This window comes from Janthinobacterium sp. CG3 (genome assembly GCF_000344615.1).
In the GTDB taxonomy this organism is placed as follows: Bacteria; Pseudomonadota; Gammaproteobacteria; order Burkholderiales; family Burkholderiaceae_D; genus Janthinobacterium.
Genome location: NZ_KB467824.1, coordinates 4338606 through 4356896, shown reverse-complemented (window position 1 = coordinate 4356896; position 18291 = coordinate 4338606). Strand labels below are relative to the sequence as shown.

Annotated in this window: 17 protein-coding genes; 15 read left to right on the top strand and 2 right to left on the bottom strand. The window is 67.4% G+C overall.

Annotated features, from left to right (window positions below):
• Positions 1–31: 31 nt before the first annotated feature.
• The 7 genes from JANGC3_RS0119330 (at position 32) to JANGC3_RS0119300 (ending at position 8832) form a co-directional block, all read left to right on the top strand.
• Positions 32–799, top strand: a complete 768-nt coding sequence (locus JANGC3_RS0119330; RefSeq protein ID WP_017878139.1) for an SDR family NAD(P)-dependent oxidoreductase — start codon at positions 32–34, stop codon at positions 797–799.
• Complete coding sequence (locus JANGC3_RS0119325; protein ID WP_017878138.1) at positions 796–2583, top strand: IlvD/Edd family dehydratase; 1788 nt, start codon at positions 796–798, stop codon at positions 2581–2583. The genes JANGC3_RS0119330 and JANGC3_RS0119325 overlap by 4 nt, the downstream gene beginning before the upstream one ends.
• Before the next feature lie 99 nt (positions 2584–2682).
• Positions 2683–3651 (top strand): D-xylose ABC transporter substrate-binding protein, encoded by a 969-nt coding sequence (xylF, locus tag JANGC3_RS0119320; protein WP_442789068.1) that lies wholly within the window; start codon positions 2683–2685, stop codon positions 3649–3651.
• 176 nt (positions 3652–3827) lie between these two features.
• Positions 3828–5375, top strand: coding sequence for a D-xylose ABC transporter ATP-binding protein (gene xylG / locus JANGC3_RS0119315; RefSeq protein ID WP_017878136.1), 1548 nt, complete (start codon positions 3828–3830; stop codon positions 5373–5375).
• Positions 5372–6514 (top strand): sugar ABC transporter permease, encoded by a 1143-nt coding sequence (locus JANGC3_RS0119310; protein ID WP_017878135.1) that lies wholly within the window; start codon positions 5372–5374, stop codon positions 6512–6514. The genes xylG and JANGC3_RS0119310 overlap by 4 nt, the downstream gene beginning before the upstream one ends.
• A gap of 33 nt (positions 6515–6547) precedes the next feature.
• On the top strand, positions 6548–7807 hold the full coding sequence (locus tag JANGC3_RS0119305; RefSeq protein ID WP_017878134.1) for a XylR family transcriptional regulator: 1260 nt from the start codon (positions 6548–6550) through the stop codon (positions 7805–7807).
• A complete protein-coding gene (locus JANGC3_RS0119300) occupies positions 7804–8832 on the top strand; it encodes an aldose epimerase family protein (RefSeq protein WP_017878133.1) in 1029 nt (342 codons plus the stop codon). The genes JANGC3_RS0119305 and JANGC3_RS0119300 overlap by 4 nt, the downstream gene beginning before the upstream one ends.
• On the opposite strand, the gene JANGC3_RS0119295 is transcribed toward JANGC3_RS0119300, so the two are convergent.
• A complete protein-coding gene (locus JANGC3_RS0119295; RefSeq protein ID WP_017878132.1) occupies positions 8833–9765 on the bottom strand; it encodes a LysR family transcriptional regulator in 933 nt (310 codons plus the stop codon). It abuts the gene before it with no gap.
• A 129-nt stretch (positions 9766–9894) separates the two neighbouring features.
• Between JANGC3_RS0119295 and JANGC3_RS0119290 the strand changes: the two genes are divergently transcribed.
• From JANGC3_RS0119290 to JANGC3_RS0119275, 4 genes are all read left to right on the top strand, one after another.
• On the top strand, positions 9895–10653 hold the full coding sequence (locus JANGC3_RS0119290; RefSeq protein WP_081612018.1) for an SDR family oxidoreductase: 759 nt from the start codon (positions 9895–9897) through the stop codon (positions 10651–10653).
• A gap of 15 nt (positions 10654–10668) precedes the next feature.
• Positions 10669–11655, top strand: coding sequence for an aldo/keto reductase (locus tag JANGC3_RS0119285; RefSeq protein ID WP_017878130.1), 987 nt, complete (start codon positions 10669–10671; stop codon positions 11653–11655).
• Positions 11656–11732: 77 nt separating this feature from the next.
• Entirely contained in the window at positions 11733–12206 is a 474-nt protein-coding gene (locus JANGC3_RS0119280; protein ID WP_026133197.1) for a winged helix-turn-helix transcriptional regulator, read from the top strand.
• An 81-nt stretch (positions 12207–12287) separates the two neighbouring features.
• On the top strand, positions 12288–12560 hold the full coding sequence (locus JANGC3_RS0119275) for a hypothetical protein (protein WP_017878128.1): 273 nt from the start codon (positions 12288–12290) through the stop codon (positions 12558–12560).
• 295 nt (positions 12561–12855) lie between these two features.
• Here the strand turns inward: JANGC3_RS0119275 and JANGC3_RS0119265 are convergent, their stop codons facing one another.
• Entirely contained in the window at positions 12856–13797 is a 942-nt protein-coding gene (locus JANGC3_RS0119265) for a LysR family transcriptional regulator (RefSeq protein ID WP_026133196.1), read from the bottom strand.
• Positions 13798–13932: 135 nt separating this feature from the next.
• Here JANGC3_RS0119265 and JANGC3_RS0119260 point away from each other — a divergent pair, with 135 nt between their 5' ends.
• The 4 genes from JANGC3_RS0119260 to JANGC3_RS0119245 are packed head-to-tail and all read left to right on the top strand — an operon-like array spanning position 13933 to position 18284.
• Complete coding sequence (locus JANGC3_RS0119260; RefSeq protein ID WP_017878125.1) at positions 13933–14961, top strand: 2-dehydro-3-deoxygalactonokinase; 1029 nt, start codon at positions 13933–13935, stop codon at positions 14959–14961.
• Positions 14958–16682 (top strand): L-arabinonate dehydratase, encoded by a 1725-nt coding sequence (gene araD, locus JANGC3_RS0119255; protein WP_017878124.1) that lies wholly within the window; start codon positions 14958–14960, stop codon positions 16680–16682. Before JANGC3_RS0119260 ends, araD begins: the two co-directional genes overlap by 4 nt.
• A 37-nt stretch (positions 16683–16719) precedes the next feature.
• Positions 16720–17622 (top strand): SMP-30/gluconolactonase/LRE family protein, encoded by a 903-nt coding sequence (locus JANGC3_RS0119250; RefSeq protein ID WP_157406756.1) that lies wholly within the window; start codon positions 16720–16722, stop codon positions 17620–17622.
• Positions 17623–17636: 14 nt separating this feature from the next.
• Positions 17637–18284, top strand: coding sequence for a bifunctional 2-keto-4-hydroxyglutarate aldolase/2-keto-3-deoxy-6-phosphogluconate aldolase (locus JANGC3_RS0119245; protein ID WP_017878122.1), 648 nt, complete (start codon positions 17637–17639; stop codon positions 18282–18284).
• Positions 18285–18291 lie beyond the last annotated feature (7 nt).

Here is an 18291-nt window from a genome sequence, read left to right as displayed (position 1 = left end):
CATCAACCAACCATAAAACACGAGAGACATCATGATTTACGCAAGCTATTCAAGCCTGGCGCACAAGCGCGTCGTTATCACCGGCGGCGGCACCGGCATCGGCTCGGCCATCGTCGAAGCCTTCGCCCTGCAGGGCGCCCAGGTGGTCTTCCTCGACATCGCCGACGCCGCCTCGCAAGAACTCGCCAACCGCCTCGGCGCGCTGGCGTACCCGCCCGCTTTTAGGCACTGCAACCTGATGGACCTCGACCAGCTGGCGGCCACCTTCGCCGCCATCGAGAAGGACGTCGGCCCGATCGATATCCTCATCAACAACGCCGCCAACGACGACCGCCACCAGGTCGCCGACGTCACCCCGGCCTACTGGGACGAGCGCATCGCCGTCAACCTGCGCCACCAGTTCTTTTGCGCGCAGGCGGTGGCGCCGGCGATGCACAAGGCCGGCGGCGGCGTGATCCTCAACCTCGGTTCGATCTCCTGGCACCTGGCGCAGGCCAACCTGACCTTGTACATGACCGCCAAGGCCGGCATCGAGGGCCTGACCCGCGGCCTGGCGCGCGACCTCGGCCCGCAGCGCATCCGCGTCAACTGCATCATCCCGGGCGCGGTGCGCACGCCGCGCCAGACGCAGTTGTGGCACACGCCGCAGGCCGAACTGCAAATCCTCGCCGGCCAGTGCCTGCAGGAGCGCGTCGAGCCGGAGGACGTCGCCGCGCTGGCGCTGTTCCTGGCCTCCGACAACGCCGCCAAGTGCACCGGCCGCAATTACTTCGTCGACGCCGGCTGGTACGGCGCGTGAAGGACGCCGACCTCAAGGCGGCGCGCCGCTACCGCTCGCAGGACTGGTTCGACAACCCGGACCACATCGACCTGACGGCGCTGTACCTGGAGCGCTTCATGAACTACGGCGTCACGGCGGCGGAGCTGCGCTCGGGCCGGCCGGTCATCGGCATCGCCCAGAGCGGCAGCGACATCAGCCCGTGCAACCGCATCCATGTGGAACTGGCCAAGCGGGTGCGCGACGGTATCCGCGACGCCGGCGGCATTCCGATGGAATTTCCGCTGCATCCGATCTTCGAGAACTGCCGCCGCCCGACCGCCGCGCTGGACCGCAACTTGAGCTACCTGGGCCTGGTGGAGATTTTGCACGGCTATCCGATCGACGCGGTGGTGCTCACCACCGGCTGCGACAAGACCACGCCGGCGCAGCTGATGGCCGCCGCCACGGTCGACATTCCGGCCATCGTATTGTCCGGCGGGCCGATGCTGGACGGCTGGCTGGACGGCGAACTGGTCGGTTCCGGCGCGGCGATCTGGAAGGGCCGGCGCCAGATGGCCGCCGGCGAAATCGACGGCGCGAAATTCCTGGAAATCGCGGCGGCGTCGGCGCCGTCGGCCGGCCACTGCAACACCATGGGCACGGCGTCGACCATGAACGCGCTGGCCGAGGCGCTGGGCATGTCGCTGACCGGCTGTTCGGCGATTCCGGCGCCGTACCGCGAGCGCGGCCAGATCGCCTACGAAACCGGGCGCCGCATCGTCGAGATGGCGCGGCTGGACCTGCGCCCGTCGAGCATTCTGACGCGCGACGCCTTCCTCGACGCCATCGTCGTCAACGCCGCCATCGGCGGCTCCACCAACGCCCAGCCGCACCTGATGGCGATGGCGCGCCACGCCGGCGTCGCGCTGCACTCAAGCGACTGGATGGAATACGGTTACGACGTGCCGCTGCTGCTGAACATGCAGCCGGCCGGAAAATACCTGGGCGAGCGCTTCCACCGCGCCGGCGGCGTGCCGGCCGTGATGTGGGAGCTGCTGCAAGCGGGCCGGCTGCGCGCCGGGCGTCCCACGGTGACGGGGCTGAGCATGGCCGACAACCTGGCCGGGCGCGAAAGCGGCGACCGCGAAATGATTTGCCGCTACGCGGCGCCGCTGAAGCAGCGCGCCGGCTTCCTGGCGCTGAGCGGCAACCTGTTCGACTTCGCCATCATGAAGACCAGCGTGATCTCGCCGGAGTTCCGCGCGCGCTATCTGAGCAAGCCCGGCAGCGAGGGCGTGTTCGAGGCGCGCGCGGTGGTGTTCGACGGCTCGACCGACTACCACGCCCGCATCAACGACCCGGCGCTGGAGATCGACGAGAACAGCATCCTGGTGATGCGCGGCTGCGGTCCGATCGGCTGGCCCGGCTCGGCCGAGGTGGTCAATATGCAGCCGCCGGACGCGCTGCTCAAGCGCGGCGTGATGAACCTGCCGACCTTGGGCGACGGCCGCCAGTCCGGCACCTCGGACAGCCCGTCGATCCTCAACGCGTCGCCGGAAAGCGCCGCCGGCGGCGGCCTGGCCTACCTGCGCAGCGGCGACACCATCCGTATCGACCTGAACCAGGGCCGCTGCGACATGCTGGTCGACGCCGCCGAGCTGGAGAAGCGCCATCGGGAGCCGCGGCCGCCGGTGCCGCCCAGCCAGACGCCGTGGCAAGAGATCTACCGCGCCACGGTGGGCCAGCTGGAAAGCGGCGCCTGCCTGGAACTGGCCTTGCAATACCGCGCCGTGGGGCAGGCGCTGCCGCGGCACAACCACTAACCGTTTTCACCCGTCGCATCCGTAGTTAAAAAAAATCCTCTAGGAGACACAGTAATGAACAAGATCCTCAGCACCGCCGTCCTGTCCGCCCTGACCCTGATGATGGCCTGCGCCAGCGGCAGCGCCAGCGCCGACGCCAAGAACCCGAAGATCGGCTTTTCCATCGACGACCTGCGCGTCGAGCGCTGGACCCGCGACCGCGACTTCTTCGTCGCCTCGGCCGAGAAGCTGGGCGCCAAGGTGTTCGTGCAGTCGGCCGACGCCAGCGAACAGCGGCAGATTTCGCAGATCGAAAACCTGATCTCGCGCGGCGTCGACGTTCTGGTGATCGTGCCGTTCAACGCCACCGTGCTGAACAACACGGTGAAGGAAGCGAAGAAGGCCGGCATCAAGGTGCTGTCGTACGACCGCCTGATTTTGAACGCCGACATCGACGCCTATATCTCGTTCGACAACGAGAAGGTCGGCGAGATGCAGGCCGAGGGCGTGACCAAGGTGCAGCCGAAGGGTAACTACTACCTGCTGGGCGGCGCGCCGACCGACAACAACGCCAAGATGCTGCGCGAAGGCCAGATGAAGGTGCTCAAGCCCTTCATCGACCGCGGCGACATCAAGATCGTCGGCCAGCAGTGGGTCAAGGACTGGAGCGCGTCGGAGGCGCTGTCCATCGTCGAGAACGCGCTGACGGCCAACAACAACAAGATCGACGCCATCGTCGCCTCCAACGACGGCACCGCCGGCGGCGCGATCCAGGCGCTGGCGGCGCAAAAGCTCAGCGGCAAGGTGCCGGTGTCGGGCCAGGACGCCGACCTGGCGGCGGTCAGGCGCGTCATCGCCGGGACCCAGGCGATGACGGTGTACAAGCCGCTCAAGACCATCGCCTCGGAGGCGGCCACGCTGGCGGTGCAACTGGCGCGCAGCGAAAAGCCGGCCTACAACTCGAGCTACGACAACGGCCTGAAAAAAGTCAGCACCGTGCTGCTCAAGCCGACCCCGCTGACCAAGGCCAACATCAACATCCTGGTCGACGACGGCTTCTACACCAAGGCGCAGCTCGGCGCGCAGTAAGCGACGGCGGCAAGGCTGGGGCGCTATTTCCGTAGGTCGGGTTGGCCGGAACCCGTTACACGGCGTGGCTAACCCGACAACGCTGGCCCAGAGCAGCGCGTCGCGCTTCGGCCAACATGGTCGGATTACGCGTGCCGCTGATCCGACCTACGACACGATATTCCAAGAGGCTTAGCATGTCCGATTATTTGCTCGAAATGAGGGGCATCGTCAAGCAGTTCGGCGGTGTCCGCGCGCTCAACGGTATCGACATCAAGGTGCGCCCCGGCGAGTGCATCGGCCTGTGCGGCGAGAACGGCGCCGGCAAGTCGACCCTGATGAAGGTGCTGTCCGGCGTCTATCCGCACGGTACCTGGGACGGCGAGATCCTGTGGCGCGGCCAGCCGCTGCGGGCGCAGTCGATCCGCGACACCGAGGCCGCCGGCATCGTCATCATCCACCAGGAATTGATGCTGGTGCCGCAGTTGTCGGTGGCCGAGAATATCTTCATGGGCCGCGAGCCGACGCTGCCCGGCGGGCGCATGAACTATCCGGCCATGTACCGCCGCGCCGACGAGCTGCTGCGCGAGCTGAAGATCCCCGAGATGAACGTGGCGCTGCCGGTGATGCACTACGGCGGCGGCCACCAGCAGCTGGTGGAGATCGCCAAGGCGCTCAACAAGGACGCCAAGCTGCTGATCCTCGACGAGCCGTCGTCGTCGCTGACGGCGTCGGAGATCGCGGTGCTGCTCGACATCATCATGACGCTGAAGGCCAAGGGCGTCACCTGCATCTATATCTCGCACAAGCTCGACGAGGTGGCGGCGATTTGCGACACCGTCGTGGTGATCCGCGACGGCCAGCACATCGCCACCACGCCGATGCGCGACATGAACGTCGAGCGCATCATCGCGCAGATGGTCGGGCGCGAGATGAGCCAGATGTATCCGCCGGCCCGGCACACGCCGGGCGAGCCGCTGTTCGAGGCGCGCAACGTCACCTGCTACGACGTCGACAACCCGCGGCGCAAGCGCGTCGACGACGTCTCGTTCACGCTGCGCCGCGGCGAGATCCTCGGCGTGGCCGGGCTGGTCGGGGCCGGGCGCACCGAGCTGGTGTCGGCGCTGTTCGGCGCCTATCCGGGCCGCTGCCGGGCCGAGGTCTGGCTGGACGGCCGGCGCATCGACACCGACACGCCGCTGAAGGCGATCCGCGCCGGCCTGGCGCTGGTGCCGGAGGACCGCAAGCAGCATGGCATCGTGCCGGACCTGGACGTCGGCCAGAACATCACGCTGGCGGTGCTGGGCCAGTTCGCCCGCCACAGCCGCGTCGACGCCAACGCCGAGGGCGCCGCGGTGCGCGCGCAGATCGCCCGGCTGGAGCTGAAGACCGCCAGCGCCAGCCTGCCGATCACCAGCCTGTCGGGCGGCAACCAGCAGAAGGCGGTGCTGGCGAAGATGCTGCTGACGCGGCCGCGCGTGCTGATCCTCGACGAGCCGACCCGCGGCGTCGACGTCGGCGCCAAGTACGAAATCTACAAGCTGATGCTGGAGCTGGCGGCGCAGGGCGTGGCCATCATCATGGTGTCGTCCGAGCTGGCCGAGGTGCTGGGCGTGTCGGACCGCGTGCTGGTGATGGGCGAGGGCCGCTTGCGCGGCGACTTTATCAACCGGGATTTGACGCAGGAAATGGTACTGGCCGCCGCGCTGGACCAATCACCGATGCGCAACAGGGACGTGGCATGAAGCATACCAATATCAAACAATTGTTCAGCCAGTACAAGATGCTGGCGCTGGGGATCGCGATCGCCGTGATCTGGGCCTTTTTTTACTGGAAGACCGAGGGCGGCTTCGTCACCCCGCGCAACCTGTCGAACCTGCTGCGGCAGATGTCGGTGACCGGCATCCTGGCCTGCGGCATGGTGCTGGTCATCATCGCCGGCGAGATCGACCTGTCGGTCGGCTCGATGCTGGGGCTGCTGGGCGGCGTCGCCGCCGTGCTGAACGTGACGCACCACCTGCCGTTGCCGTTGACGCTGGCCGTCGTGCTGGCCTGCGGCCTGCTGCTGGGCCTGTTCAACGGCTACCTGACCGCCTACCGCGGCATTCCATCCTTCATCGTCGGCCTGGGCGGCATGCTGGCCTACCGCGGCGTGCTGCTGGGCGTCACCGGCGGCATCACCGTGGCGCCGGTGTCGAACGACCTGGTGCAACTGGGCCAGGGCTACCTGCCGGCGCCGCCCGGCGTGGTCCTGGGCGCGGCGCTGTTCGCGCTGGCGGCCTGGCTGGCCTGGCGCCAGCGCGCCGGCCGCGCCCTGCACGGCTTGGCGCAGGCGCCGGCCTGGCGCGACGCGTTGCGCGTGCTGGCCATCGGCGCGCTGCTGTTCGTGTTCGTGCGCACCCTCAACGGCTACGAGGGCATTCCGCTGCCGGTGCTGATGCTGCTGGCGCTGCTGGGCGTGTTCAGCTACATGACCACGCAAACCGTCTTCGGCCGGCGCATCTACGCCGTCGGCAGCAATATGGAGGCGACCCGCTTGTCCGGCATCGACGTGCGCGCCGTCAAGCTGTGGATCTTCGGCATCATGGGCCTGATGTGCGCGCTGGCCGGCTTGATCAACACCGGCCGGCTGGCGGCCGGCTCGCCGTCGGCCGGCACCTTCAGCGAGCTGGACGCCATCGCCGCCTGCTTCATCGGCGGCACCTCGATGCGCGGCGGCTACGGCACCGTCTACGGCGCGCTGATCGGCGCGCTGGTCATGGCCAGCCTGGACAACGGCATGTCGATGCTCGACGTCGATACCTACTGGCAGATGATCGTGAAAGGCAGTATTCTGACTGTCGCAGTGTGGGTCGACGTCAGCACGCGTTCGGGCCGGCGCTGACGTCGACGCTGAAGTCCACCAGGAGAAAGCCGCATGCTGAAGATGCCGACCGCGCACCGTATCGCCTTGCTGTTCAACGGCAACAAGGTGTACGACCGCGAGATCATCGCCGGCATCGCCGCCTACCTGCACACCACGCGGGTGTCGTGGGACCTGTACCTGGAGGAGGACTTCCGCCTGCGCCTGCCGGGCATCGAGCGCTGGCGCGGCGACGGCATCATCGCCGACTTCGACGACCCGGCCGTGTGCCGGGCGCTGGCGCGCAGCGCGCTGCCGGTGGTCGCCGTCGGCGGCTCCTACCAGGACGGCGCCGACTACCCGGCGCGGGTGCCCTACGTGGCGACCGACAATTTCAAGCTGATCAAGCTGGCCTACGAGCACCTGATCGAGGCCGGCCTGACCCGCTTCGCCTGTTTCAGCCTGCCCGAGGCGGACGTCAACCGCTGGGCACAGGAGCGCGAAAAGGCCTTTTGCAGCCTGCTGCGGCGCGACCGCATGGAGCCGCTGGTGTACCGCGGCCAGAGCACCAGCGCGCCGTCGTGGGACGAGGCGGTCGAGCAGCAGGTAGAGTGGTTGCACAGCCTGCCCAAGCCGATCGGCATCATCGCCGTCAGCGACGCCCGCGCGCGCCAGTTGATGCAGGCCTGCATGCGCGCCGGCATCGCCGTGCCCGAGCAGGTGGCGTTGATCGGCATCGACAACGACCCGCTGGCGCGCATGCTGACGCGCATTCCGCTCAGCTCGGTGATCCAGGGCGCGCAGGAGATGGGCCGCACCGCCGCCCACCTGCTGCACCAAATGCTCAACGGCGCGCGCCTGGACGGCACCCGCATCCTGGTGCCGCCGACCGGCCTGAACGTGCTGGCGTCGAGCCGGCACGAACCCTTCCAGCACCCGCACGTGATGCAGGCGCGCCACTTCATCCGCCAGTACGCCTGCCAGGGCATCAAGACCGAGCAGGTGGCCGACTACGTCGGCGTGTCGCGCTCCTCGCTGGAATCGCACTTCCGCCAGGAGCTCGGGCGCAGCGTGCACGACGAGATCCTGCGCTTCAAGCTCGACGCCGCCAAGGCGATCCTGGCGCGCGAACCGGGCAACATCGCCGACATCGCCGTCGGCTGCGGCTTCACCACGGTGCAGTACATGCACGCGGTGTTCAAGCGCGAACTCGGTTGCACGCCGCGCGAATACCAGGAGCGCGCCGCGCAGGCCGCCGCGGCGGCCATTTACATTCCAGCCGCCGCCGTCGCGGCGGCGCCACCCCTTCCACGACCACGCCCACCATGCCCATGACCATACTGAACCCAACCGCCGACGACCACCTTTACACCCTGCGCAACGGCGCCGACATGCGCGTTACCATCAGCGCGCGCGGCGGCACGCTGCGCTCGTGGCACGCGCCCGACCGCTACGGCAAGGTCGCCGACGTGCTGCTCGGCTTTCCCGACGAGGCCGGCTACGCCGGCAACGCGCCGTACTTCGGCGCGCTGGTGGGACGCTGCGCCAACCGCATCGCCGGCGCCCGTTTTGAATTGGACGGCGCCACCTACCGGCTCGACCGCAACGACGGCGCCAACCACCTGCACGGCGGCCTGGTCGGCCTGCACCTGGCGCAGTGGCGGGTGCAAGCCGAGGACGGCGGCCTGCTGCTGCGCCACGAGTCGCCCGACGGCGACGGCGGCTATCCCGGCAACCTGCAAGTGCAGGTGCGCTACCGGCTCGCCGACGACGGCAGCCTGAGCATAGCTTACGAGGCCCGCACCGACGCGCCGACGCCGGTCAACCTGACCTCGCACGGCTACTTCAACCTGAACGGCGGCGTCGCCGGCATCGGCGACCATTTGCTGCGCATCGCCGCCGACAGCTATTTGCCGATCGACGGCGAGTGCATCCCGTACGGCCGCGAGGAGGCGGTGGCGGGCAGCGCCTTCGACTTCCGCCAGGCCGCGCCGATCGGGCCGCGGCTGGGCTGGCCGGAGCCGCAACTGGCGCAGTTCAAGGGCTTCGACCACAACTATTGCGTGGGACCGGCCGGCGCGCTGCGCGCAGTGGCGTGGGTCTGCGACCCGGCGTCCGGGCGCGAGCTGACGGTGTCGACCACCGAGTCCGGCTTGCAGTTTTACAGCGGCAATTTCCTCGCCGGCGTGCGGGGCAAGGGGGCGGCGCCGTACGCGATACACGACGGTTTCTGCCTGGAGGCGCAGGCGTATCCGAACCAGATCAACGGGCCAAACGCCGAGGCGGTGGTGCTGCGGCCGGGCCGGGTGTACCGGCAAACCACGGTGTACCGGCTGGGCGTGCAGGCCGGCGGCGTGTAGCTAGCGCAACTCGCCCAGAGACTGCTGGCGTCGGATGATGTCCACCAGCGTCCTCAAGGCGGGGTGGTTGTGCCGCCGGCTGCTGTAATACATATGGAAAGGCTCGCCCCGGGCCGCGTGCTCGTCCAGCACCACGCACAGGCTGCCTTCGGCCAATTCCAGGGCGATGCGGCTTTCCAGCAGATAGCCCAGGCCCACGCCAGCCTTGGCGGCGGTGATCGTGGTGGCCGTATCGTTGATGGTGATCAGGCCGGGCACGCGGATGCCGCGCTTGGCCGGTTTCTGGCCGCTTGCCGCGCTATTGAGTTCCCAGCGATAACTGGAATTGTCTCCCAACAGTAATTGCAAACAGCTGTGCCCGGCCAGGTCCTCCAGCCGTTGCGGCACGCCGTGGCGCTGCAGATAAGCGGGCGAACCCGCCACCACCCAGCGTTGCGGGCCGGATAATGGCACGGCGATCATGTCTTCCGGCACATAGTCGCCATAGCGGATGCCGGCGTCATAACCGCCGGCGACGATATCGATAGGCCTGTCCTCCACCACCACGGTCAGCTTCACGTGCGGGCACAGGCGGGCGAATTCGGGCAGCGCCGGCGCGACCATCAGATGGGCCGCGTCCGCGAACACATTGATGCGCAGCTCGCCGAAGCGCCCCGCCCCTGGCGCGTCGATCTCGGCCAGCGCGTGGCCGATGGTGTCGAAACCTTCTTCCAGGCGGGCGGCCAGGGCCAGGCCGGTATCGGTGGGCGACACGGCGCGGCTGGAGCGGTTCAGCAGCTTGGCGCCCAGCCGTTCTTCCAGGCGCCGCATGGCATGGCTGGCCGCCGACGGCGTCAGGCCCAACTGGATGGCGGCGGCCTTGAAGCTGCGCGTGCGCATGATGCTGAGAAAAATCCGCAGGTCGGCAAGTTCGATACGGTCAAAAATGGACATGGATGAATTTCGCTCAGTATTTCAATGAATGAGGCTCATTCTAAATCTTATCCCGGCGCAACGCATCCACAGTACGATCCTGTCTCCAACAACATGGAAACGGGAGGGGAAGTGAACGAATTGGCAAACATGACGCTGGGCGATTTGGCCGGCAAGCGCATCCTGATCACCGGCGGCTCGACCGGCATCGGCGCGGCCGTGGCGCTGGCCTTTGCGGCGCAAGGCGCGCGCCTGGTGCTGCACTACAACGCCAGCCGGGACGCGGCCGAGGCGCTGCGCGCGCGGTATCCCGAGCATATCACCTTGCTGCAGGGCGACTTGGCCGAGCCCGGCGCGGCGGCGCGCGTGGTGAACGACGCGGCGCGCCTGCTGGGCGGACTGGACGGACTGATCAACAATGCCGGCGGCATGCTGGGCCGCGTGCCGACCACGCAAGCGTCCGATGCGCATTTCGACGACGTGCTGAACCTGAACGCGAAATCGGTATGGCAGGCCAGCGTCGCCGCCCACCCGCACCTGAAGGCGGCCGGCGGCGCTTTCATCATCAATACCAGTTCCATCGCCGGCAGGAATGGCGGCGGCAACGGCGCCGTGCTGTATGCGGCGGCGAAAAGCTTTGTCAGCAACCTGACGCGCGGCCAGGCCAAGGAGTTCGTGGCCGACAAGATCCGCGTCAACGCGGTGGCGCCCGGTTTGATATTGACGCCCTTCCACGTGCGCGACACGCCCGAACCCATGATGGCCGCGCAAAGCGCCAGCATTCCCATGGGGCGCGCGGGCCTGCCGCAGGAGTGCGTTGGAGCATTTTTGTTCCTCGCCTCGGCATCGTTGTCCGGCTATATCACCGGGCAAATCATTGAAGTTAACGGCGGGCAGTTGATGCCCTGATCACAAGGTAAACACATGAAACAACGACCATTCGGCCGCACCGGCCACAGCATTTCCGACATCGGCTTTGGCGCCTGGGCCATCGGCGGCGCCTGGGGCGACGTCAGCAGCGACGACGCCAAGGCGGCCCTGCATGCGGCGCTCGACGCCGGCACAAATTTTATCGACACGGCCGACGTCTATGGCGACGGGCGCTCCGAGCGCTTCATTGCCGAGGTGCTCAGGGAACGCGGCGGCGACAAACCGTATGTGGCGACCAAGGCCGGCCGCCGCCTGTCGCCCCATGCGGCCGACGGCTACAACGAGGAAAACCTGCTCGCCTTTGTCGAGCGCTCGCTGGTCAACCTGGACACGGATTGCCTGGACCTGGTCCAACTGCACTGCCCGCCACCCGAGGTGTATTACCGTCCCGAAGTATTCGACGTCATGGACCGCATGGTCACGGCCGGCAAGATCCGTCATTACGGCGTGTCGGTGGAAAAGGTCGAGGAAGCCTTGAAGGCGATCGAATACCCGAACGTGGCCTCGATCCAGATCATCTACAATATTTTCCGCCAGCGCCCGAACCAGCTGTTTTTCGCGGAGGCGAAAAAGCGCGACATCGGCGTGATCGTGCGGGTGCCGCTGGCTTCCGGTGTGTTGACGGGCAAGATGAGCGCCGCTACCGCGTTTGCCGCCGACGACCACCGCGCGTTCAACCGCCATGGCGAGGCCTTCGACATGGGCGAAACCTTCTCCGGCGTGCCGTATGAGCTTGCCCTGGAAGTCGTGGAAGAGATCCGTCGCCTGGTGCCGGGAAACGCCACGATGGCGCAGTTCGCGCTGCGCTGGATCTTGATGGAAGACAGCGTGAGCAGCGTCATTCCCGGCGCCCGGAATGCGCAGCAGGCGGCGGCCAACAGCGCGGCCGGCAGCTTGCCCGCGCTGCCGGTGGACGCAATGGACGCGCTGCGCGCCATTTACCAGCAGCGCATCGCCCCGTTCGTGCATCAGCGTTGGTAAGTTCGCTTCGCCGCCATTGCCGCCGCCGGGGCCAGGTCTGGTAGACTGGGCGCCTATAGTCAAGGAGGAAGCGCGGGATGGTGAAGCGAACATGCATGGATAACGCGACTTGTCCGGTGGCCCGCTCGCTCGACGCCATCGGCGACTGGTGGTCGCTGCTGATCGTGCGCGAAGCGTTTATCAACGTGCGCCGGTTCGGCGATTTCCAAAAGCGCCTGGGTTTGGCAAAAAACATCCTTACCACCCGTTTGCGCAACCTCGTCGCCGGAGGCATTCTGGAAATGCGCCCGGCGTCCGACGGCAGCGCCTACCAGGAGTACGTGCTGACCGAAAAGGGCCGCAGCCTCGTCACCGTCATGGTCGCCCTGCGCCAGTGGGGCGAGGAGTATTTGTACGAACCGGGCGAGCCGACGACCATTTTGCGCGACCGCCTCAACAAAAAACCCTTGGCCAAATTACAGGTCCTGTCGGAAGACGGCAGGCCGCTAGGCGTGTCCGACATGACCTTGCTGCCGGCGCCCGTTGCGGCGGACGGGGCGGAGTCGAAGTAAGAAAAAATTTCACGATTGTGGTTGCATGTTTAAACCACTTGGTCTATTCTGGTTTAATCATGCAACCACAAGGAGATCGCCATGAACCTCACATTCCCCGCAATAGCGCTTGTTTCCCTGCTGTCGGCCAACCTGGCGGTGGCGGGCGAAGCCGTCAACACCACCAAGGTCAAACAAGACATGCCCGTCGCCGCCGTTGACGTGTCCGTTGCCGCTACCCCCGCGGTCAAGGCGGAGCGCCCGGCGGCCGCACCGGTTGGCAGGACGCGCGCGCAAGTGCACGCGGAGGCGGTCGAGGCCGTGAAAAATTACCGTACGCCGCTGGAGGAATCGTTCGACCTGTCCAAGAACTGAACCTAGCAAACCGACTGGCGTCGGCGGCGGCTCGGCGTCGGATTACGCTTCGCTCTTCCGACCTACGGCGCTAATTTAAGGAGTGAATCATGCTTGCGATATCGGTATTATTTGCGGTACTGGGCGGCGGCGGCTACCTGTTGGGCTGGGCCTGGAAGGTGGCCCTCGCCGTGCCGAACTGCAACGAGGACATGGTGTTTTCGTGAGTGACTCCCCGCCGTCTACGACCAAGAGCCGCGGCCCTTCGGCATTTCCGCCGACGCTGCCGGCGGCGAAGGTCCACAGCCATGGAACCCTAATAGATCTCGGCGGCGGCGACGCGCAGGGCGTCCAGCATCACGCCCGCGCCCGGCGACAGCAGGTGGCTGCGCCGGGTGATGATGCCGAAGGCGTCCATCCGGCACGGCAGCTCGATCGGCAGGATGCTCAGGATGTTTAGCGACACGTAGTGGCGCGCCACCTCCACCGGCATCACGTGCAGGCTGTCGGTTTGCTGCAACAGCGAGCTGATCAGCAACAGCGCCGTGGTGTCGACGACGTTGGTCGGCGGCGACAGGCCGGCGCCGCGGAACATCATGTCGCAGCGGTAGCGCAGCACGCTGCCCTTGGGCGACAGCAGCCAGGCGCCGCCGGCGATGTCTTCCAGCGTCAGCCCCTGCGCCGTCACCAAAGGGTGGCCGACGCGCGCCACCGCGCACACCGGCTCGTCGGCCAGTTCCTCGTATTGCAGGTCGGTGTCGGGCTGGTCTTCGAGGATGCGCCCGACCATGAAGTCCAGGCTGCCGCGGCGCAGGCGCTCCAGCAAGATGTTCGAGGTTTCCATCTGCACGCCGATGCGCAGTTGCGGCGACTGCTCCTTGACCCGCGAAATCGCCCGCGGCAGCAGCGACATGCTCGGCGCCATGATGACGCCGATCTCGACCTGTCCCGCCAGGCCGGACTTCAGCGCCACGATATCCTCGTGCGCCAGCGACAGGCTGGTCAGCGCCATGCGCGCGTGGCGTATCATGGTTTCGCCGTAGATGGTCGGGCGCATGCCGCGCGGCAGGCGCTCGAACAGCTCGACGTCGAGCATGTCTTCGAGGTCCTTGAGCTGCTTCGACGCGGCCGGCTGCGTCATGTGCAGTTCCTCGGCGGCGCGGTGGATGTTACGTTGTTCGTCGAGGGCGATTAGTAGCAACAATTGCCGCGTTTTCAGGCGGGCGCGTAAAAACCAATTGGGGTTCAGTGTATCCATGCGGGAAATCATAGCAGGGAAATCACGGCGCGCTACCATATCAAAATCGGTATCGGATTTGCCAAATAATTGATTGGTAAGATATTGGTCGCGGATCTACCATGGGGCTTCTCCATGTCCTGATACCCATACTTCATGAATATCGTCACCATTGATGCCGGGACCACCAACACCCGCAGCTCCCTGTGGCAGGATGGCCGCCTGGTCGCCAAGGTGCAGGTCGAGACCGGCGTGCGCGACACCGCCATCAACGGCAACAACCACGCCCTCAAGCAGGCGGTGCGCGACACCATCCAGGGCGCGCTGGCCAAGGCCGGCGTCGATCCGGCCGAGGTGTCGCTGGCGCTGGCCTCGGGCATGATCACCTCCGCGCTGGGCCTGCTGGAAGTGCCGCACCTGGCGGCCCCGGCCGGCCTCGACGAACTGGCGCAGGGCATGGTCAAGGTGGCCATGCCGGAAGTGTTCGCCCAACCCCTGTGGCTGATTCCCGGCGTGCGCAACCACGCCGAGCCGGTCGGCCTGCACAATTTCGAGGCGATGGACATGATGCGCGGCGAGGAAACCGAGGTCATCGGTTTGCTGGCGCGCCTGCGGGTCGAGGGCCGCGCGCTGCTCATCATGCCCGGCTCGCACACCAAGCTGGTCAGCGTCGACGAGCGCCACCGCATCGCCGGCTGCGCCACCACCATCGCCGGCGAGCTGCTGCAGGCGATCACCCAGCACACGCTGATCGCGCAAACGCTGGAGTCCGATTTCGCCCACGCGCTGGCGCCGCAACTGCTGCTGGCCGGCGCCGCCGCCGCGCAAAAGACCGGACTGGCGCGGGCCTGCTTCAGCGTGCGCACGCTGGGCCAGTTCACCGGCACCGAACGCAACGAACGCGCCAACTTTCTGCTCGGCGCGGTGCTCAGCGGCGACCTGCTGGCGCTGAAGAACAGCAGCGCCATCCAGATGCGGCCCGACACGCCGATCGTCATCACCGGCAAGACCATGCTGCGCGAGGCGCTGGCGCTGCTGATCCAGGAAAACGGTTTTTTCTACGGCAAACGCGTCGTCGTCAGCGACGAGCAACAGGCCGACATGGCCGGCTTCGGCGCGCTGGCCATCGCGCGCGCGCGCGGTCTGCTTCCCACCCACACCATTCAAACGACAGAGACAATATGAGCAAAGCAAAACGGCCGTTGCGTTCGCACGCCTGGTTCGGCGGCGACGACAAGGACAGCTTCATCCACCGCAGCTGGATGAAAAACCAGGGCTACCCGAGCGACGCCTTCGACGGCCGCCCGGTGATCGGCATTTGCAACACCTGGTCCGAACTGACGCCGTGCAACGGCCATTTCCGCGAACTCGCCGAATTCGTCAAGCGCGGCGTGCTGGAGGCCGGCGGCTTCCCGGTCGAATTCCCGGCGATGTCGCTGGGCGAGTCGAACCTGCGCCCGACCGCGATGTTGTTTCGCAACCTGGCCAGCATGGACGTCGAGGAATCGATCCGCGGCAACCCGATCGACGGCGTGGTGCTGCTGACCGGCTGCGACAAGACCACGCCGGCGTTGCTGATGGGCGCGGCCAGCGTCGACCTGCCGACCATCGTGCTGTCGGGCGGGCCTATGTTGAACGGTAACTACCGCGGCAAGCCGATCGGCTCCGGCACCGACGTCTGGAAGTTTTCCGAAGACTTGCGCGCCGGCCGCATGAGCCTGGCCGACTTCAAACAGGCCGAATCGTGCATGTCGCGCTCGACCGGCCATTGCATGACGATGGGCACGGCGTCGACGATGGCGGCGATGGTCGAGGCGCTCGGCGTGACGCTGCCGGGCAACGCCGCCATTCCGGCGGTCGACGCGCGCCGCAAGCTGCAGGCGCAGTTGACCGGCCGGCGCATCGTCGACATGGTGCACGAAGACTTGACGCTGTCGCAGATCCTGACCAAGGACGCGTTCGAGAACGCCATCATGGTCAACGGCGCCATCGGCGGCTCGACCAACGCGGTGGTGCACCTGCTGGCGATCGCCGGGCGCATCGGCGTCGAGCTGACGCTGGCCGACTGGGACCGCCTGGGGCGCGACATCCCCTGCCTGCTGAACCTGATGCCGTCGGGCCAGTACCTGATGGAAGACTTTTACTACGCCGGCGGCCTGCCGGTGATCATCCGCGAACTGCTGGGCAGCCTGCACGCCGACGCGCTGACCGTGACCGGCGCCAGCATGGCCGTCAACGTCGCCGACGCGGAAAACTTCAACACCGACGTCATCACGCCGCTGGCCGTGCCGTTCAAGGACGAGGGCGGCATCGCTGTCCTGCGCGGCAACCTGTCGCCGCGCGGCGCCATCATCAAGCCGTCGGCGGCCTCGCCCAGACTGATGCGGCACCGCGGCCGCGCCGTGGTCTTTTCCAGCATCGAGCACTACAAGGAACGGGTCGACGACCCGGCCCTCGACATCGACGCCGACAGCATCATGGTGCTGCAAAACTGCGGCCCGAAAGGCTACCCGGGCATGGCCGAGGTGGGCAATATGGGGCTGCCGAAAAAACTGCTGGAGCAGGGCGTCACCGACATGGTGCGCATCTCCGACGCGCGCATGAGCGGCACCGCCTTCGGCACCGTGGTGCTGCACGTGGCGCCGGAGGCGGCCATGGGCGGTCCGCTGGCGCTGGTGCGCGACGGCGACATGATCGAACTCGACGTGCCGGGGCGGCGCCTGCACCTGGAGGTCGGCGACGAGGAACTGGAGCGGCGCCGCGCCGAGTGGCGCGCGCCGGTGCCGGCCATGCGCGGCGGCTACCAGTCGATGTACATCAAACACGTGCTGCAGGCCGACGAGGGCGTCGACCTGGACTTCCTGGTCGGCTGCCGCGGCTCGGCCGTGCCGCGCGAATCGCATTGATGGCGTCGACCACCTTGACCGCATGGGGGAACAGCTGATGACGCAACTCGAACAACTGGTCGACGCCGGCAACTACCTGGGCGAATGCCCGCTGTGGTGCGAGCGCAGCGCCCGGGTCTTCTGGACCGATATCGAAGGGCGGCGCCTGCACAGCTACGCGCCCGACAGCGGCGTGGCGCGGGACTGGCCGATGCCGGAGCGGCTGGCCTGCTTCGCGCTGACCGGCGACGCCGACGTGCTGCTGCTCGGGCTGGCCTCGCGGCTGGCCTTCTTCAACCTGCGCAGCGGCGCCGTGACGCCGGTGCACGCGGTCGAGACGGCGCTGCCGATGACGCGCATCAACGACGGCCGCTGCGACCGCCAGGGCCGCTTCGTCTTCGGCACGCTCGACGAGCGCCCCTGCCGCGACGCCATCGGCGGCTTCTACCGGCTCAACCACAACCTCGGCCTGGAGCGCCTGCCGCTGCCGCCGGTGGCCATCGCCAACAGCATTTGCTTCAGCCCGGACGGCGCCGCGATGTACTTCTGCGACTCGATGAAGCCGCTGATCTACCGCTGGGACGACTACGCCGGCGGCGACGCCGCGCGCGTCAGCGTCTTCGCCGACGTCGGCGCCGAACTGGGTGGCAAGCCGGGCGCGCCGGACGGCGCCAGCGTCGACGCCGACGGCTACCTGTGGAGCGCGCAATGGGGCGCCGCGCGGGTGGTGCGCTACACGCCCGGCGGCGCCGTCGACCGCGTGCTGCCCTTGCCGGTGACGCAGCCGAGCTGCGTCTGCCTGGGCGGCGACGACTACGCCGAACTCTTCGTCACCACCGCGCAGGAATCGCTGACGCCGGCGCAACTGGCCGACCAGCCGCAGGCGGGCGCGCTGTTCCACGCCTTCCTGTCCGGCGTGCGCGGCCTGCCCGAAACGCGCTTCGGCGCCCCGCAACCCTGAAACGGAACCCAGCCATGTTGAAACACGAAATTTTCCAGGCCGTGATGGCGCGGCGCATGGTCGCCATCGTCCGCGCCGACCACCCCGAGGGCGCGCTGCTGGCGGCCGAAGCCTGCATCGCCGGCGGCATCACCGCGCTGGAGGTGGCCTTCACCACGCCCGGCACGCTGGACGTCATCAAGACCCTGCGCCAGCGCCACGGCGCCGCCGTGCTGCTGGGCGCGGGCACCGTGCTCGACCCGGAAACGGCGCGCCTGGCGATCCTCGCGGGCGCCCAGTTCATCATCTCGCCGAGCGTCAACGTCGACACCATCCGCCTGTGCCAGCGCTACCAGGTGCTGGCGATGCCGGGCGTGATGACGCCGACCGAAATCGTCACCGCGCTGGAAGCCGGCGCCGACCTCGTCAAAATCTTCCCGGCCGAAACCTTCGGCCCGGCCTACCTCAAAGCGTTGCGCGCGCCGCTGCCGCAGGCGCCGCTGATGCCGACCGGCGGCGTCAGCGTCGACAACCTGGCCGAGTGGTTCGCCAACGGCGCGCTGGCGGTCGGCATCGGCGGCAGCCTGACCGGCCCGGCGGCGAACGGCGACTACGCCGCCGTGACGGCGCGCGCCCGCGCCTTCGTCGAAAAAATGGACGCCATCAAGGCCGGCTGGGCCTGAAACGGCG

Bases quoted from the DNA above. Each gene is read 5' to 3' on its own strand.
- JANGC3_RS0119330 (WP_017878139.1), top strand. From the start codon at position 32: ATGATTTACGCAAGCTATTCAAGCCTGGCGCACAAGCGCGTCGTTATC.
- xylF (WP_442789068.1), top strand. From the start codon at position 2,683: ATGATGGCCTGCGCCAGCGGCAGCGCCAGCGCCGACGCCAAGAACCCG.
- xylG (WP_017878136.1), top strand. From the start codon at position 3,828: ATGTCCGATTATTTGCTCGAAATGAGGGGCATCGTCAAGCAGTTCGGC.
- JANGC3_RS0119310 (WP_017878135.1), top strand. From the start codon at position 5,372: ATGAAGCATACCAATATCAAACAATTGTTCAGCCAGTACAAGATGCTG.
- JANGC3_RS0119305 (WP_017878134.1), top strand. From the start codon at position 6,548: ATGCTGAAGATGCCGACCGCGCACCGTATCGCCTTGCTGTTCAACGGC.
- JANGC3_RS0119300 (WP_017878133.1), top strand. From the start codon at position 7,804: ATGACCATACTGAACCCAACCGCCGACGACCACCTTTACACCCTGCGC.
- JANGC3_RS0119295 (WP_017878132.1), bottom strand. From the start codon at position 9,765: ATGTCCATTTTTGACCGTATCGAACTTGCCGACCTGCGGATTTTTCTC.
- JANGC3_RS0119290 (WP_081612018.1), top strand. From the start codon at position 9,895: ATGACGCTGGGCGATTTGGCCGGCAAGCGCATCCTGATCACCGGCGGC.
- JANGC3_RS0119285 (WP_017878130.1), top strand. From the start codon at position 10,669: ATGAAACAACGACCATTCGGCCGCACCGGCCACAGCATTTCCGACATC.
- JANGC3_RS0119280 (WP_026133197.1), top strand. From the start codon at position 11,733: ATGGTGAAGCGAACATGCATGGATAACGCGACTTGTCCGGTGGCCCGC.
- JANGC3_RS0119275 (WP_017878128.1), top strand. From the start codon at position 12,288: ATGAACCTCACATTCCCCGCAATAGCGCTTGTTTCCCTGCTGTCGGCC.
- JANGC3_RS0119265 (WP_026133196.1), bottom strand. From the start codon at position 13,797: ATGGATACACTGAACCCCAATTGGTTTTTACGCGCCCGCCTGAAAACG.
- JANGC3_RS0119260 (WP_017878125.1), top strand. From the start codon at position 13,933: ATGAATATCGTCACCATTGATGCCGGGACCACCAACACCCGCAGCTCC.
- araD (WP_017878124.1), top strand. From the start codon at position 14,958: ATGAGCAAAGCAAAACGGCCGTTGCGTTCGCACGCCTGGTTCGGCGGC.
- JANGC3_RS0119250 (WP_157406756.1), top strand. From the start codon at position 16,720: ATGACGCAACTCGAACAACTGGTCGACGCCGGCAACTACCTGGGCGAA.
- JANGC3_RS0119245 (WP_017878122.1), top strand. From the start codon at position 17,637: ATGTTGAAACACGAAATTTTCCAGGCCGTGATGGCGCGGCGCATGGTC.